The organism is Halalkalibacter alkalisediminis (genome assembly GCF_028610705.1).
GTDB classification, from domain to species: Bacteria; Bacillota; Bacilli; order Bacillales; family Bacillaceae_D; genus Halalkalibacter; species Halalkalibacter alkalisediminis.
Window position 1 is genome coordinate 74,111 of the sequence record NZ_JAQQWT010000008.1, and the last position, 17,167, is coordinate 91,277.

Consider the following 17,167-nt stretch of genomic DNA (forward strand, 5'->3'; position numbering starts at 1 on the left):
AAACGGTGCCTGACACTCGTCGAAAGCATCTCGCTGCTTATTGTTGAAGATATAAAATATCAATTAAAGTCTTAGACTACAGTGCCCTCCTCATGTAATACACCTAAAGTACGTTTTAGCTTAGATCCATGTAATGAAATGATCTTTGATATGGTGCTCATGTAAGGTTTCATTAAGAGATTAATTTGATCTCTTTCAAGCTACTACTATGTTCCCATACTGGAGTAATTTCTGTAATCACTTCATCTTTCACTATATGTTTTAGTTCGTTTTTCTTTTGTTTAGCTACTGTTAATTGATTAATAGTAGAAAAGAAAATGAATGATTGATTTTTAAATGGCTGACCTTCTCTAGTTGTTGGGTCATGTAAGTCAAAAAACAATTCTAATAATTCCTTATAAGATACTTTCCAGGGATCAAACCAAATTTCTACTATATCTATATTTGTCCCTTTTAATTGTCCTATTTGAACATAGTCAATACCACGACAATCTGTAATAAATGCTTCTTGACTGAAAAATTCGCTTGCTCCAAACACTGCTCTTTCCATTATTTCCGCTCCTCCTGAGCGATAAGCCTTCTATCCATTAAAAAAACCCCTCTTTGATTTAAAGAGAGGTTCGTATAATTAAATACCATTGCTCTCATCTTTCAAAGGTTAACACCTTTGCAGGAATTAGCACCGTTCAAGTCAACATGTAACTTGATGGTTGCCGGGTTTCATAGGGCCTGTCCCTCTACCACTCTGGATAAGAAGTTTATCGCTATTTAATTTTTTTATTATTTAACAACTTTATTGTTATTAATATTAACAACCACTTATCTAAAATTCAAGTAATATTTTAAGAATAATGAATAAGATCTATTTTCTGATAAGGAATGCGCCAAAAAAAGGTTCCTGACCGCGAGTGCTTAAGTGCCTTCCTTTAAAGCACTCGGGGCAAGAGTTTAACCAAGTTTATAAAACTTTCAAATTCCTCGAAACAAATGGTTCTACAATTCCTAACTCTTCAACTGTTTACGTTTCTTCATAAATAGTAGAGATACTAGTAAGCAAAAAAAAGATAGTAGCCATTTTAAATTTGTAAAAATGGCACTTGTCACGACTATTTCGGTTGTAAATATATTTTTATGTATCATATATAGATGAAGAATGTTTTCAAATATATCGAACAAACCTGCTAAAAAGGGTAAATAAACAATAAAACTATATTTAGCTGAAACTATTCCTTTCATTAACGCCTTGCTGATAATGGCTCCCAAGAATGAAGCATAAAAAAATGGATGAATAAAATCAAAATAGTAATGTAAAAAATACTCATCTATTAACCCTCTTGAAATCCATTTATTCACAATATAAGAAAACGTTAAAGGATCAAAGGTTGTTTGCAAAATAAAAACATCTCGAAAGCTTAAGTTCTTTAGTATATTTAATATGATAACTTGAGATATAAGGAAAGCTATACCAAAAATAATCATCATGTTCGTTTTACTTAGAAGATTTATTAGTTTTTTCCTATTATTAATTATGTTCCACACCACTCTCTTTTTAACCATTTTTTCATTACACCAAGTATATGATGATTGAAGTATTTAAGAAACTTCTCATCTGTAATCTACATATAAAAAGCTATCTAACACCCATTACATTAGGTTGCTAGATAGCCTTTTAATCAAATGATTACATGGATTTCACTCAAAATATTCCCAATTAATTCCCATCCACTAAGGGGGATTCATGTTTTCTTAAACGAATCAAGCTTCCTATGATTCCACCTACTACAGCTGGAACAACCCAACCTAAACCAACAGAATACAAAGGAAGAATCGCAGTGAATAGATCATCAATGACCCCGAATTGGATACCTGCTGCTTTTAACCCCTCAAAAATGCTAACCGTCAATGTGAATAACATACTAACTTGATATACTTCCGTTTTCCCTTTGAAAAAGGGGTGTAAAAATGTTAATACCATTAAACAAATAGCTAATGGATAAAGCATGTATAATACAGGCACCGAGATCGCTATTAAGGTCGATAAGCCAAAATTCGAAATGACCGCACTAAGAATAGTAAAAAGAATAGCCCATCTTTTGTAAGAGATCGCAGGCACTAATTTTGTAAAGTAAGAGGCACAAGCAGTGATTAACCCAATGCTTGTCGTTAAACAAGCTGCAATAACGATTAAAGCCAATAATACTTTACCAAATCCACCGAAATAATACTGGGATACACTAGCTAAAATGACGCCTCCATTTTCTAAACGCCCTAACTCGGTAACACTTGTTGCTCCCATGTAGGAAAGAGATGAATAGATGATTGCAAGCAAAATTCCAGCGACCAAGGCAACTTTTAAGGTAGAAACCATGAGTACCCTTTTCGTCGTCGCCCCTCGATCTTTCATAATGTTAATAATAAGAATACCGAACACAAAAGCAGCAAGGGCATCCATCGTTAAATATCCCTCTTGGAACCCTTTAAAGAAGCTATTGGTCATATATAATTCAGTCGGAGCTTGAACTTGTCCAATAGGATTGATAAAAGCAATAACAATAAGGATTCCGATGAAAATTAACAATAATGGTGTTAATACCTTTCCGACAATATCAACAAGTTTGCTAGATTGCAAGGAAAAATATAACGTGATCCCAAAGAAGACAATCGTAAAAAGCAACAATGGTAGAAAACTATCGGTATTACCTAGAAACGGTCTGATTCCCATTTCAAAAGAAACTGTGTTTGTTCTAGGTATGGCAAAAAGTGGTCCTATCGCTAAATAAAGAGCAACCGTAAAGATGATCCCATACAACGGATGTACTCGACTGGCTAGTGATTGTAAATCACTTTTACCAGAATAGGCTAAAGCCAAAATTCCGAAGATCGGCAATCCAACACCAGTCACAATAAAGCCAGCATTGGCTGCAAAGATGTTCTCACCAGCCAATTGACCAAGCATAACAGGAAAAATTAAATTCCCAGCTCCAAAAAATAAAGCGAACAACATAAACCCTACTGCAATCACATTTGCAAATGAATCTCTTGATGACATTTTATAATCCTCCTAAATACGCAGACACCACACCCTGAATTCCAAAACTAAATAGAATATTACTAAATTATAGTTTTGGAAATGCACGCGGTTCATCTTGCGACGGATGATAATATATCACAAAAAAAGTTCTAATACAATTTTTTTCTGAAAATAAAATGATATTAGAACATTAAATTTTAAAAGCAGGTATTCCCTCGTAGGAAACCTGCTTCTTATATTTTTTCAATTTCAATAAGACTTTAACATATTTTAACCAGCCTCAAGCCTTTTCAAAGTGACCTTTTTCCGGAAAAGCCGTTTCAGATTCTATAGATGGTTCCTGACGAGAGAGTTCTTGATATTTATCGGTTACTGGTTTTCTTCGAGCCTGAAATGTTTGGAGCGCTTCTGGAATGGAATCGGCTTCACGCAGGGCTTCAGCCAAAACTCCAGCATCTTGTATTCCTTGACCTGTATGATGAAGCATCGCATGTGCAGCATCACCAAGCAGGGTTACACAATTTGAATGCCAACGTTCGATGGAATCTATATCGTATATGGATCGACAGGTGTACTCTTCTACATTTTCTGCGATCTTCTGGATTTTAGTGTCAAAGTTTTTTAGATGTTTGACAATGTCTTTTTTCTCGACGATCGGTCTCCATGATGGATCTTTAGATTGGAGAGTCACATCAAATGAAACTTGATTTCTATGGTGTAACGGTAAGATATAGATTTGAATGCCACCATCGACAAATACTTTAAAGGTGTGATCAAGAACTAATTCGAATGCCTCTTTGTCATTCACAATAGCCCGGTATGCATGGGTTCCGGAATAAATAGGCTTTGTATCACTAAATAACTTTGAACGAATCGTGGACCGAATCCCATCTGCTCCAATGACTAAATCCGCTTCAATGGAATGACCGTTCTCAAAAAGAATTTCTGCATGATCTCCTTGATCGGTTATCGACTCTAACCTGTGACTTAAATGGATGGAATCGGATGGTAATTGATTCAGAAAAGTCTCGATTAAATCGGCACGATGAATCAATCTCGCCCACTTTCCTTCTGGGTTATCGGTTAACAAAGGCCATCTTTCACTCACTAAGACATCCCCATTACACGCTACTACTTGCATAAAATCACTCTTCGAACTTTTCTTCTCTATTTCTTCATAGATTCCCCAATTCTTGAAAAAGTGAACAGTTGGAGGACGCAGCCCAACTCCTGCACCAACTTCCTTGATCACTGGTGCTTGCTCATAAATATCTGCACGAATGCCCTCTCGTTGTAAAGCAACCGCAGTCGCAGCACCACCAATCCCCCCTCCAATAATCGCAACTCTTAATTCAGACTTAGATTTCATACTAAATTCCCCCTCATTTTTAGTGTAAATAAGTTTTATAGGAACTAAATGAACATACACGAGTCACTCTACTATTTAAGCTACAATTAAGATTCTGTCTTGAACGAGAGATTGTCAGAAACCTAGCATGCAGGCAACGATCACTCTACTTGTTTCTCGCTTGTTCCCTTACCTCTTCTTCATCAAATGAGTTGATCAAGTCGAGCAGAGAGTAATCGTAGAGGGTTGTCACGTCTGGAATTTTATCACTAAATCCATTAGATTCCAAAAACTTCTGCCAACGCTCCTCAGAAATGTATCCCCACACACCATCGGACGAAGGGCGATACTGATCGACTGTTTCCGCTAGTGATACTTTAGCTTCCTCCAAAGCCTGCTCCTCTGGCTTATCCGTTGGCTTGGATGCAGGATAGAGCTCCCAGCTTAGTTGAACTGCTTTATCTGGATTTTCTTGTGCGAAAATCGCTGATTTCACAACCGCTCGGATATACCGTGCAATTGCTTCTCGTTCCGTCTGATCAGAATCTTTCCGTATGATGAATCCGGCTGCTAAACCATCTGCTACTTCAGGAGGCAAAGGTAGTAATCTCGTTTGAGTCCCAGTCACTTGGGATGCAAGTGCCATTTCAGATCGATTTCCAACGATCGCTTCGATTCCCCCACTGCGAAGCGCCTCCATCGCAGCTGGGTTACTACCAATCGCTACCGTATCAATGGTTGATGGATCCCCTCCTGTTTCGATGACATTGGCATTCATGAACGATTCAAATGGCGGCCCTAATGCCGTCATCGCAACCGTCTTGTTCTCAAGCTGACTCGCTTCCGTAATTTCACTTGATTCGTCTACGACAATGCCGAACACCGGACCCTGGTAAGGCGTAAAAGTCCAGATAAGACCTTGATCATTCCCTTCAGCAATCGGATAAATGTGGGCGTCAGGTTGAGCAATGGTTAAGTCAGCTTGGCCAGCTACCACCAATCCAGTCGTTTCTGCTGGACGTCCAGGCAAGGCGACGACTTCAACATCGAGCCCTTCTTCTTCATAATACCCCAGCTTTTCGGGATCAACTTCGTAAATAAGAGTATCGGCATGCTTATTTCTATTTTTAGCACTTCAATCTTTTTTCACATTTTTTCTATATCCCTATTGATATTTTAATTATAAGTTGATAATCTAGAGAAGCATTAATTGGAAAGCTAATATTTACTTACTAAATCAGGTCTTTCCAAGCAGATAATTTTGACCACTTACTTATGTAAGTTAAAGCCATACGGACAGCTGGGTCAAATGCCGACTGGCAACTTAAGTTGCCTTATTGATTGAGTTAAAAGCTCAAATTTTATAAGTTGGTTACTTTATAACCAGTGCATTTGCACATCAACTTGTGAAACGGTCAATAAGAGTGCTAAGAAGTAATTATTTGCTATATAGACTCTGATCCTATTAAGATATTTTAAATATTAAAGAGCTTTCTATCATAATGGTTCCATTTTATTTATGATATAGATCCCATACATCTATTTTTTGTCATGGAATGACTCCTGCTTTTTTAATATTGATGATGATATCTTAGCAAGTGTTGTGCGCGATGATGCGCGTTGTACACTTGCTTTTTTGTTGTAGAAAAAGTCTTTTGAGCGTTATTTTTGCTAAAGACATCCTCAACAGTTAAGCTACTACTATGTCAAGTTGTACGGACTTCTTTTGCATTTGCAAAATCTATTTAGTTAGGAGATATGGATAATGGGAAAAGCACTTATTATTGGTTGTGGTGGGGTGGCATCAGTAGCCATTCATAAATGTGTACAAAACAGCGAGGTGTTTGAAGAGATTTGTATCGCTAGTCGTACGAAATCTAAATGCGATGACTTAAAAGCGAAATTAGATGGCGGAAAAACAAAAATCACGACAGCGCAAGTGGATGCCAACAATGTTGATGAGCTAATCGCTTTAATAGAAGAGGTTAAACCAGATATCGTTATGAACTTAGCGTTACCGTACCAAGATTTAACGATTATGGATGCGTGCCTTGCAACAAAAGTAAACTATATGGATACAGCTAATTATGAGCCTGAAGATACGGCTAAATTTGAATATAAATGGCAGTGGGATTACCGTGAGCGTTTTGAAAAAGCTGGGATTACAGCTCTTTTAGGTAGCGGCTTTGATCCTGGGGTAACTGGTGTCTTTTCTGCCCATGCCTTAAAGCATCACTTTGATGAAATTGAGTACATTGATATTCTTGACTGCAACGCAGGGGATCACGGCTATCCTTTTGCGACGAATTTCAATCCTGAAATCAACATCCGTGAAGTGTCTGCAAATGGACGTTACTGGGAGAATGGTGAATGGATCGAAACGGATCCTATGGAAATTAAGCGAGTGTACAACTTCCCTGAGATCGGGGAAAAAGATATGTACTTACTGTATCATGAAGAACTTGAATCTCTTGCTGTAAATATCCCTGGCATTAAACGAATTCGTTTCTTTATGACGTTTGGTGAGAGTTATTTAACTCACTTGAAATGTCTTGAAAATGTTGGTCTAACTTCCATTGAGCCGATTGAATACGAGGGACAACAAATCGTTCCCCTTCAATTCTTAAAAGCGTTATTGCCTGACCCAGCTTCTCTTGGACCCCGTACAGTTGGAAAAACAAACATTGGTTGTATTTTCAAAGGGAAAAAAGATGGCAAAGAGAAAACATACTATGTGTACAACGTATGTGACCACCAAGAGTGCTTTAAAGAAGTAGGCTCACAAGCCGTTTCTTATACGACAGGCGTTCCTGCGATGATTGGCGCGATGATGCTTTTGACTGGTAAGTGGAACCAACCAGGCGTATTCAATATCGAAGAATTCGATCCAGATCCATTCATGGAAGCATTAAACAAATGGGGTCTGCCATGGCAAGAAAGCAATAACCCAGTGCTTGTGGATAACGAACCGATCAAAGAAGCGGAGACTGTCCGTTAAGATGAGGTTTGAGGAATTACCAACACCCTGTTATGTAGTAGATGAGGGCCTGTTAGAAAAGAATCTTAAGATCCTAAACGGAGTTATGGAACGGACAGATTCGAAGATTATCCTTGCACAAAAGGCCTTTTCGATGTCTGCGATGTATCCACTAATTGGGAAGTATTTAAGTGGTACGGCTTCAAGCGGGTTATATGAAGCACGACTTGGTTATGAGGAGATGGGCAAAGAAAATCATTGCTTTGCCCCTGCTTATCGCGATGATGAGATCGATGAAATTATCTCCTATTGTGACCATATTATCTTTAATTCTTTCTCACAGGTTGAAAAGTTTAAAGACAAAGTGCTTCAAGCTGGAAAAAAAGTGGGCTTACGTATCAATCCTGAGCACTCTACACAGGTTGGGCATGCGATCTATGATCCATGCTCTCCTGGTTCCCGCTTTGGTGTAACAATCAAAAACTTCCGTCCAGATTTGCTCGATGGTGTGTCAGGTCTTCATTTCCACACACTTTGCGAGCAAAACTCTGACGACCTAGAAACCACGTTAAATGCGATTGAGGAAAAGTTCGGGCCTTGGTTGTCACAAATGGAATGGATCAACTTCGGTGGCGGTCATCACATCACAAGAGAAGATTATGACATTGCCTTACTTGAAAAATGTATTAAGAGAATGCAAGATACATATCATTTGGAAGTCTATCTCGAGCCAGGAGAAGCGATTGCCCTTAACGCAGGCTTTCTCGTCACGACTGTTCTTGATAAACTAGAAAATGATATGGAGATTGCGATCCTTGATACGTCTGCAACCTGCCATATGCCAGACGTATTAGAAATGCCTTACCGCCCTCCCCTTCTTGGATCAGGGGAAGCCAATGAGAAATCATTTACGTATCGACTTGGCGGGCAAACATGTCTTGCTGGCGACGTCATTGGTGAATACTCATTTGATCATCCATTAAAAAGTGGAGATCGATTAGTATTTGGTGACATGGCGATCTACACGATGGTGAAAAACACCACTTTTAATGGCATGCCATTACCAGCGATTGCCGTTAAAGATCAAGATGGAGATTATCGTATCGTGCGTGAGTTTGGCTATGAAGATTTTAAGATGAGACTTGCTTAATAGAGTAACGGGACCTCCACAAAGGAAGTCCTCTAACGAACCAGATTGTCATTCATTTTACTCCAAAGACATGGTACATTTTTCTGTTGTTTCCCTTGTTGTCGGAATAATGCATCCATTCGTAATAAAAGGTTAGCCAGATTTTCCTGGTTGACCTTTTTCTATATGTCTGATTAAAACAGTAGAACGTCGCCCCCGTGGGACTCGATCCCGTTAAGTAAACTGTTCGCTCCTATAGATAAAAAGTTGCTCATTTTTATAAGTAGCTCTATAATTAGTCACTTTTTCCATGACACACTTAAAGTTCACCAGGCTATACTAAAATTTTCATGACTGAGAAAATAGACCCAGGTGAAGTTTTGGATATCCAAGCCCTTTTGTCACAATTTGATGGTGAAGTTCCTGAATTAGGACATATAGAGTTTTTTATTTGGAAGAACGGAGAAGAACAGAAAAAGCAATACTTTTCTGAACATGCAGATGTAGGGAACGGAATATATAGAGTTACTACGATTATTGAAGACGAGGGTCTATACTTTGTTAAGCTGGTAGCAAATACGAGTGAATCTAAAGTTATGCCAACCAAACAATTTACCGTTGGTTCTCTTTCCGAACTAGATTCGATTCATTGCCTAAGAAGAGTAATGAACAACATCATGAAGGTCATCATTAAAAGTAAGCATACAAAATGTAAATAAAGTCTGGATTTAATATCTTAGTTATCTATTATATGAGGATAGGTCAAGAGGATAATATTTGGTGACACGACCCTTATTTCTTATAAAAAAGGAACTAGTTTTTACAAAAAACGTACAATCTAACTTACATTAAATTTAGACTGTTCTAACTATATTGGTTATAATAAATATAAAACGGGTAAAAAAGAGGCTGATACTGTGTTTTATAAGAGAATTGAGTTCAGAAATGTTACGGGTCAGAAGGTAAAAGTTACTGAAATCCCTGTAGTAGGATCAACTGATCGTTATTATTTTATGATTCAAGCTCGTTTGCAAATCTTTATCTCATCCCTTTACAATAACCCCGAGGAAAAAAGCTGCTATTCCTTTCGAGAGTATTTAAAACGAAAAATAAAATGGTCTGATTTCGAGGATTTATTTTATGAAGTCCGGGAAAACGCTTGAGTGGGGCTGATTTAGAGTGAGAAGCAAAGCTCCCTCCTCTAAATCCATAATGGAAGAAATAAACGGTCTACACATTTATGAGGCAGCCACACTATCTCATCTTAAATATAGCAATACTAAACAGTGCCTGACCCCAAGTGCTACTATAGACTCAAACAGAATCGCTTAAATTTACAGTCGTCCAGTGTTAACCTGTTGAGATTCTTTTATTTGGGTTACTCCTTCTGATCAAACGAGAAGTTAGCAGCGATCCTTTTTCGGACAGCTGTTACACATTTTCAGATCGGCAGAAAGTTTATAAGAGAAACAGCAAGTTTTACGGATTCTTATGTATGTTCCATCTATCTTTTTTCTATGATTATAATACGTTTCAAATGGATTATCTTTTGTAAAGCAGCCAAATAAACGGGCATGCGCCTCATAAATGATATAATTGAAATCTGATTTAATTACAACTCTATCGTTCGCCGTCAGGTCTGCCCTGTTTAATAAAGATTCATAAACCCAAAAAAGATACACGGCTGTATTCTCCCACAAAATATACTGCGGTATTTTTGAGATCACAGACAACCTGTCCCACAAAGGACTTAAATGGTGAGCAAAGATAGTTTCAATTAGCTTATCCCTACTCTCTGCTCGTTCCTGGTCAGTCTCAAACAAAAAAGCATTTGGGTCCTTTATAAACAGACGAGGCAACCATTTGTTTTCAGATATAGACGACAATAGACTTAAATTTGAAACAGACATATTTAATTGTTTGTTTAGTAAAGAAAAAGTAAAGAGTGCTGGTACAACCATAAGATAGCTATATCTTTTTGAAAAAGCCGACGCCGCCACAAGGAGGTCGGGTGCCTGTAATTCGTTTTGTACCCATGTTAAAAAAGACGATAATTTATCTTGATCTAATATATCGTTCACATCCATGTAAGATGTTCTTTGCTCGTCTTTAAAACAAATACGGTAGTTTTCTAATAATAACCGGTCTTCGGTTTGTAATGAGCATTTCCGCATGGCAACCTCCCTATTTTTCTCTTCAAGGATGTTTATCCATATCACTAGTAACATCTTAAACAATAATGATTCTCATTGTCAAACATATTCAAGAAAACAAGCTCTTACTGCTTTCTTTATTCTTGGACGAAAGAGAGAAATCCTGCTATGCTTCATCTTCATAGCAGGATGGTAGCGCACACAGCCTTTATGTGTCAGTTAGCTATCGGGTTTCGTACAAGAATATATGCATAATCTGTTACATCGTCTGTCAAACGCATTAAAGTTAGTGCTTTTGTTTGAACTGTTTTACTAAATAACGCCTCTTTATCCTTATCAACATTTCCTTGCAACGTCTGATCTTGTGATAGTTGGTCGAAAATGTCATGACAGATCTTACTGACGATCTCCCAAAAAACTTGCTCGTTTAACTTGTATTCACTTGCTAAATGATAAGTTAATTCACCAATGTTGCTTTGAAAGACCGTATGGATTACTTTATTTTGCATTTCCACTTCATCGTCATTAATGGTGACAGAACCAGGAAAATAGCTTCCAACAAAGCCTTTCTTCACTAAACGCCTTTGGTCGATCCTGACACCACCTAAATCACGGACCAACACTTTCACAGGTTTCCAATCTTTAAAAACAATCAGTGTATTTTGTAAATGACCTTCTAAACCAATACCGTACTTGGACATTAATGGAATCACTCCAGCAAGCAGATTTTTGACATATAACTTAAAGAATAAGAAGATATTTTCTTCGAATGATTGATTAGCCTGCTGCTGCAAATGAAATTGTTCAATTATTTCACAGATTAGTGTTTGTTCCGTAATAGGCGATTGATTGAATAAAGCACAAGCAACAATGGCCTGTTCTTCTGTACTTACAAGAGACGTAGGGTTTCGCCTAATTAGATAGGAAAGATTTTTGCTTCGGTCTTGAAAATGAAGCTCATTCACCTCTTTTGATTGAAAACGTAAACCAATCTCTTCCCCTATTATATGAAAACTTTGATCAAAATACTGTTCGACCGACAAGATGTCATTTAAGATCAAGGTCAGTTCCGGTCCATTATGAACGGAATTCGCTGAAACAGTCCTAATCGCGCTTGTCATCTGAATCTCAATCGGTAGCTTAAAATGATAGTTCGCCTCACCTGTCATTGGCAACACGGTGCGAAAAGACAAGGTGGGCTTTACTAACATCGGATGCGGAATCGAAATGATATGTCCGTTTTCTATTTCTTCTTTATATAACCGAGGAAGTACATGCTTCTTTTGCCATGGATGCACAGGTAGAAGGAAAAAATCTTCACAATTGTGACCATGTGACTTGCAACTTCTTTCGAATTCCAGATAGAGATCAGGATATTGTTCTAACCAAAACTGCTTGATACTCTTCCTCTCAATTTTAGGATTATAGTAAGCATAATCTTTATGTATAGCTACAAAATGCAACTGGTAAGATGAATCATACTCAGAAGAAAAATTCATAATCTCTTCAATGCTTAACCCCATTTTTGATTTAGTGCAAGGATGGAGAAAATGCCCTGACACACATAATTGTTCAAAAAACAAAGAAGGATCGAATAGACGATCATTTTCTTTCACTAAATGGTTCACTAAATCTAAGATTGTATTACCGCCATGCTCCATATTCAAGGACTGTAGCTTTCTACGGGTAACCTTTTGAAAAAATAACGCTAAGCCCATATTTGCCACACTATCTGCCAATTCAGCCTGAAACCCATCAAAATTCGTATAGGTCTCTTTTTCATTCATTTTCCTGATTAGATGAAGTAGAAAAGAAGGGTGGATAATCTCGACGACTTCTCCAGTTTCATGATGATAATTAGGATTTTTCTCTAGCTTAAAGCGATTATAACTATACCGTTCTTTTATTGCTATGCTCAGTCTCCCGTTTGCTACATCAAGCTCAATATGATTCGAATGGGACACCTTCCTTTCAATTACCTCCCTTTCTACAAATCCTTCTCTCAGAATTGCATTAATCATACGTTCCATGATCATAAAGCGTGCGTTTGGGACTGTCTCAATATATAAATGTAAAAACTGAGGGTATGTAGCTTTAATAAAAAAATAGATTTCTTCTTCTCTTTTCTGTAAATTCAATTCAGCTAATGACATTTGATCCCTCCACCTGTAACTCACACTATTTACTACGCACCATACTCTTAGACATAACCGATTGTATTTAGTAAGAGGACGTATTTAATATTTATTCGGATAAAGCTAGGCAAATTCCTATTGAGAGGCTGTCATCGTTGAAATTTAAGTTACCCTTATATTGAAAGCAGATATTAACCTGTATGTATCATGATTACGTATCATTCATTCCATTCCATTCCATTCCTTAAAACCGGTTCACTTTCCTGATACGAATCCACTTGTTTGGTAGACAAAAAGGTAGCTTTTCTCCTTTCTTTCGGTTAATCACGTAATGCAGCTCTGTTAGATGGGCTTTGAATTTCAACAAGTTGATGATTCGCTTCCTGCAGCTGTATAGCTCGTTTCTCATCTTTTTCTTCCATCCTCTTTTCACTAAAAAAAGGTGCCTGAGCGCCAGTGCTTAATAGCACTGGCGCTCAGGCACCACATCCTTAAGAAAACAAATCCAATAGGCGCTTCCAAAAACCTTTTTCTTCAACTACTTGAAGCTCGTTTGTTTCTTGTTCTTCTTTTTTGATACTTTCTGTTTTGATCACAAACTGTACGGTGCTTATTTGCTCGTTGTTGGATGAGACAAAGGATACGGGATCAAAATCAGATTTATCATACTCTGCGATCATTCGATCGATTTCCTCTTGCATTTGATCCGGTAGTTTGCTAGTTGATTTCGCTAATGTACCTGTACCGTTGTGAAGCTCCGTTGCTCCTCCTGCTAATTCATTCGTACCACCAGACAATTCCACAATGCCTGAATGTAACTCATTGTAGGAGATTGATAATTGACCTACACCGTTTGTATAATCCACTAGTCCAGAGTGGAACTCTCCATAATTCGAAGACAGTGTCGCCAACCCTTCTTGTAATTGAGTGAGAGAACCCATATCATCCATTCCTTCCAAAGAGGAAGAAAGTCCATTCGCGATCGAAGACAATGCACCGCCCATTTCTCTAATAGAGCCATTTATCTCCTTTAATGTTGTATCTACAGCCGAAAAACCTTGCTTCACACCTGAATAAGTACCTTTTGCCACTTGTGCAGCGGAATACGTCTCTACCAATTTATCAACTACACTAGCATTTGCACCACTCGCGTATAACCCGTGTATGTCTTCTTCCGTAATTGAATAGGAAGGAATGGCCTCCATGGCATCATCTAATGAGCTGTATGCAACATTGTAGTTCTCCCTTAAGATAGCTAATCCGTTTGCTGTTTCGTTAAGACCATTTGCCATTTTTCTGAGACCTTCCGGTAAATCATGCAACTGACTTAAATCGAATTCTTCTGAATCACTAAGGCTATTACTAATCGTTGCTAGAGCTTCGTCAATTGAACCCGACGCCTGAATCAGTTCGGCAGATGCGCGATTGATATTAGACATACCATTTTTGTATTGTTCGGAACCATTACGAAGGCTAGTTACACCATTATTTAATTCGAAAATACCACTCTTTAATTGTCCAACACCCTTGTTTACCTCTTCGATGGCATCTGTTAATGACTCCATCTCCCCACTCATCTCATCGATATCAGGTGCGTCGATCGACATGGAGGATGGAACGGCTGATATGTCAATGCCCTCTAGTTCGAAATCCACCACACCAGCGGTTAGGCTAAGCTCCCCCTCTTGTTCGGGCATAACGGTGAATGTCACTTGCTTATTTTTTCCGACGTTTACCATCAACCCCTCTGAAATTTCAATGTTGCTATACAGATCAGGATCAAACGTAAGAGAAATTTGTAGTAAATAGGTTTCAAAGAAAACGGGATCTACCTTTTCATTGGCGAACGTGTGAATATGAATGCTTAATTGTCCGTCTTTTCCTGCAAGCACGTCTGGATCCATTTCTTTTCCATCTAATACATATGAAATGGTCACATCCCATGGCAATTCGCCACTATCCATGTTCCCTTGATAGTAAAATTTACCTTTTGGTGCTTCAATTTGAACCTGCTGATCCCCTTGTTCGAGTTCCGATAAATCCGTTAAATTTTTCAGACTGCTATAGGTACCATAATCAATAATCGTACCAGCTTTCGTAACATCTAACATATTCACCACGTAAATTTCATTCAGTTCTCCGTTTGCATTTAGCGTTGCATAAACCACTTCATCTTTGGTAAGCAGTTCCCCATCCACTTTTTCTGTCGTACGGTTATTTGGGGCTGCCTCAACAACAAATGAAGGCAAGACCAACATCGAAGTCAGGGCAACTAGCATGATTTGTTTTTTTCTCATCATCATTTCCCCTTATAAAAGTTTGCTTTATAGGTTGTTTTACTAATCCATTTATCCATGATCCATAACAGCGCTGGCAAGAAACAAACGACCATAACAAAGGCAAGTAAAGCCCCTCTTCCTAGAAGTAAGCCAATCGAAGAAACGATCGGATTCGAGGAGGTAATCCATAAAATAAATCCAATGCTCGATAAAATCGCAGCCGAAATCGATATCGAAAACGTTTTTTCATCCAACGTTTTTTTAATGGCCTCAACAGCCGTCATTTCTTTCCGATTTTCCTTGTAAGCCTCTGTAAATAAAATCGCATAATCGACCGTTGCCGCCAGCTGCACCGTACTAATGATGAGGTATCCGACGAACACTAAAGAAGTATCTGTGAAATAAGGAACCGATAAATTAATCCATACGGCAGCTTGAATTGTTGTTAAAAGAACGACAGGTATCGTAATGGATTTAAATGTAATCAATAGAACGATAGCGATCGCAACGACAGTCAATATATTGACCACCACGTTGTCTCTAGCCGTCGTATTTTTAATATCATATAATGTGACACTTTCACCGAGACTCAGCGCCTCATTCCCATAATAATAGGCAGCTGTCTCTTGAACGGCTTCTACAATGGCAAAGGGGACATCTCCCTCCTTAGCAGCATTTGTATAGATTATAATGCGGCTGTAGTTTTCGGAGAAGAACTCTTCTGTTACCGATTCATCTAGATATTCTGTTGGGATCACCGTCCCTACCATATTGACATACGAAATGACACTTGTAACGTGGTCAATCTCTTCCAACTCTTGCACGAGCTCCATCTCTTTTACTAAATCACCCTTAGGCACTAATAAAACAATCGGAGTGGTCTCGCCAAATGCCTCTTCAATTACGAGAAAATCGCTCCCAGCACGGGTCGTCTCCGGTTGATCTCCAAGACCATAAGTAAAAGTCGTATGGCTTTGTGCCAAGAAACTTGGAACTAAAATAGCGAAAACAATAAGTAAACTAGGAATTCTTAGTTTAAAAACCTTAGCCCCAAACCCTTTAAAGCTAGGTACAAAATCTTTATGCTCCGTTTTGTCCATCCATTTATAGAAACATAGAGTTAATGCAGGTAAGAACACCATTACACTAATAAAACTTAGTAAAATCCCTTTTACTAAGTTTAGCCCAAGATCTGCTCCAATTTCAAAACTCATGAGCATCAAGGCTGTAAAACCAAAAAACGTTGTCGCTGCGCTTGCGGCAATTGCCGGAAACAATTTTTTCATCGCAAGCTGCATCGCTTCTTCCGGATTATTCGTTTTCTTTCTATACTCTGAAAAACTATGAAGAAGAAAAATGGCATAATCCAACGATACGGCTAATTGCAAGATCGGGGCCACCGATTGTGTGACAAAGGAAACCTCTCCGATAAAGATGTTTGTCCCTAGGTTAATCAATACCGAAACCCCAATCGCGGTAAGGAAAAACAATGGCTCAATCCACGAAGTAGTTGATAAAATAAGGATCAGAATAATGATTGGCACTAGCAGTGCAGCCGCGTAAAAGGACTCCTGCCCTGCCATTTTTTGTGAAGTCGCTGTATCTAACGCTTCTCCAGCAAGGGCATCTTCCTTTCCAATCAATTCATAAATGGCATCGGTAATCTTGACTTCATCACCACTTCTAACACTGAACGAGAATAGTGCGTCACCATTTTTATAATAATCTTCAACAATCTTCTCGTCTGCCATTTCAAGCGGTTGTTTCACATCTATTACATGATCAAGCCAGATCACATCCGTCACACCATCAATCGCGGCAAGCTGTTCTTTAAACACGAGAGCTTCCTGCAACGTGACATCTTTGATCATGACTCTTGTATTTGGGACAGCCCCTGTAAATTCTTCATCCATGATTTGAATCGCTCGTGTAGACTGAGCATCATCAGGCAAATAATCTACCATATTATAATTCACCGACACAAAAAACTGCGCTATGGTCGAGACAACGGCAATGATCATAAAAACAAGGACAATTACTTTACTCTGTTTGATAATTCGTGCTGAAAAGCCAATAAGAATTCACCCTCTCTTGTGCTAATATCCATTTGACTTT

At 38.3% G+C, this 17,167-nt stretch carries 13 protein-coding genes and 1 riboswitch; of the genes, 4 read left to right on the forward strand and 9 right to left on the reverse strand.

Annotation, left to right across the window (positions count from 1 at the left end; genetic code table 11):
* Positions 1 to 172 precede the first annotated feature (172 nt).
* The 4 genes from PQ474_RS13680 to PQ474_RS13695 all read right to left on the reverse strand — a co-directional run bounded on the left by PQ474_RS13680 (position 173) and on the right by PQ474_RS13695 (position 5,478).
* Entirely contained in the window at positions 173 to 550 is a 378-nt protein-coding gene (locus tag PQ474_RS13680; RefSeq protein ID WP_273844241.1) for a peptide-methionine (S)-S-oxide reductase, read from the reverse strand.
* 91 nt (positions 551 to 641) lie between these two features.
* Positions 642 to 756: riboswitch (SAM riboswitch) on the reverse strand.
* A gap of 955 nt (positions 757 to 1,711) precedes the next feature.
* Entirely contained in the window at positions 1,712 to 3,049 is a 1,338-nt protein-coding gene (gene brnQ, locus PQ474_RS13685) for a branched-chain amino acid transport system II carrier protein (protein WP_273844244.1), read from the reverse strand.
* A gap of 262 nt (positions 3,050 to 3,311) precedes the next feature.
* Entirely contained in the window at positions 3,312 to 4,400 is a 1,089-nt protein-coding gene (locus tag PQ474_RS13690; protein ID WP_273844248.1) for an FAD-dependent oxidoreductase, read from the reverse strand.
* 145 nt (positions 4,401 to 4,545) lie between these two features.
* Positions 4,546 to 5,478 (reverse strand): ABC transporter substrate-binding protein, encoded by a 933-nt coding sequence (locus PQ474_RS13695; RefSeq protein WP_337956360.1) that lies wholly within the window; start codon positions 5,476 to 5,478, stop codon positions 4,546 to 4,548.
* Positions 5,479 to 6,144: 666 nt separating this feature from the next.
* Between PQ474_RS13695 and PQ474_RS13700 the strand changes: the two genes are divergently transcribed.
* From PQ474_RS13700 to PQ474_RS13715, 4 genes are all read left to right on the forward strand, one after another.
* Positions 6,145 to 7,377, forward strand: a complete 1,233-nt coding sequence (locus PQ474_RS13700; RefSeq protein ID WP_273844250.1) for a saccharopine dehydrogenase family protein — start codon at positions 6,145 to 6,147, stop codon at positions 7,375 to 7,377.
* Position 7,378: 1 nt separating this feature from the next.
* On the forward strand, positions 7,379 to 8,506 hold the full coding sequence (gene nspC, locus PQ474_RS13705) for a carboxynorspermidine decarboxylase (RefSeq protein WP_273844252.1): 1,128 nt from the start codon (positions 7,379 to 7,381) through the stop codon (positions 8,504 to 8,506).
* Positions 8,507 to 8,865: 359 nt separating this feature from the next.
* Positions 8,866 to 9,204: a hypothetical protein gene (locus PQ474_RS13710; RefSeq protein WP_273844255.1), complete on the forward strand. Its 339-nt coding sequence runs from the start codon at positions 8,866 to 8,868 to the stop codon at positions 9,202 to 9,204.
* Positions 9,205 to 9,402: 198 nt separating this feature from the next.
* The gene (locus tag PQ474_RS13715; RefSeq protein WP_273844257.1) at positions 9,403 to 9,648 is read left to right on the forward strand and encodes a DUF2535 family protein; all 246 of its coding nucleotides are present in this window, start codon (positions 9,403 to 9,405) and stop codon (positions 9,646 to 9,648) included.
* A gap of 240 nt (positions 9,649 to 9,888) precedes the next feature.
* Here the strand turns inward: PQ474_RS13715 and PQ474_RS13720 are convergent, their stop codons facing one another.
* The 5 genes from PQ474_RS13720 to PQ474_RS13740 all read right to left on the reverse strand — a co-directional run bounded on the left by PQ474_RS13720 (position 9,889) and on the right by PQ474_RS13740 (position 17,073).
* Entirely contained in the window at positions 9,889 to 10,659 is a 771-nt protein-coding gene (locus PQ474_RS13720; protein ID WP_273844261.1) for an IucA/IucC family C-terminal-domain containing protein, read from the reverse strand.
* Positions 10,660 to 10,853: 194 nt separating this feature from the next.
* Complete coding sequence (locus tag PQ474_RS13725; protein WP_273844263.1) at positions 10,854 to 12,791, reverse strand: IucA/IucC family protein; 1,938 nt, start codon at positions 12,789 to 12,791, stop codon at positions 10,854 to 10,856.
* A 302-nt stretch (positions 12,792 to 13,093) separates the two neighbouring features.
* On the reverse strand, positions 13,094 to 13,243 hold the full coding sequence (locus PQ474_RS13730; RefSeq protein WP_273844265.1) for a hypothetical protein: 150 nt from the start codon (positions 13,241 to 13,243) through the stop codon (positions 13,094 to 13,096).
* 21 nt (positions 13,244 to 13,264) lie between these two features.
* Complete coding sequence (locus PQ474_RS13735) at positions 13,265 to 15,070, reverse strand: YhgE/Pip domain-containing protein (RefSeq protein WP_273844266.1); 1,806 nt, start codon at positions 15,068 to 15,070, stop codon at positions 13,265 to 13,267.
* Between the two features lie 2 nt (positions 15,071 to 15,072).
* A complete protein-coding gene (locus PQ474_RS13740; protein WP_273844268.1) occupies positions 15,073 to 17,073 on the reverse strand; it encodes an efflux RND transporter permease subunit in 2,001 nt (666 codons plus the stop codon).
* Positions 17,074 to 17,167 lie beyond the last annotated feature (94 nt).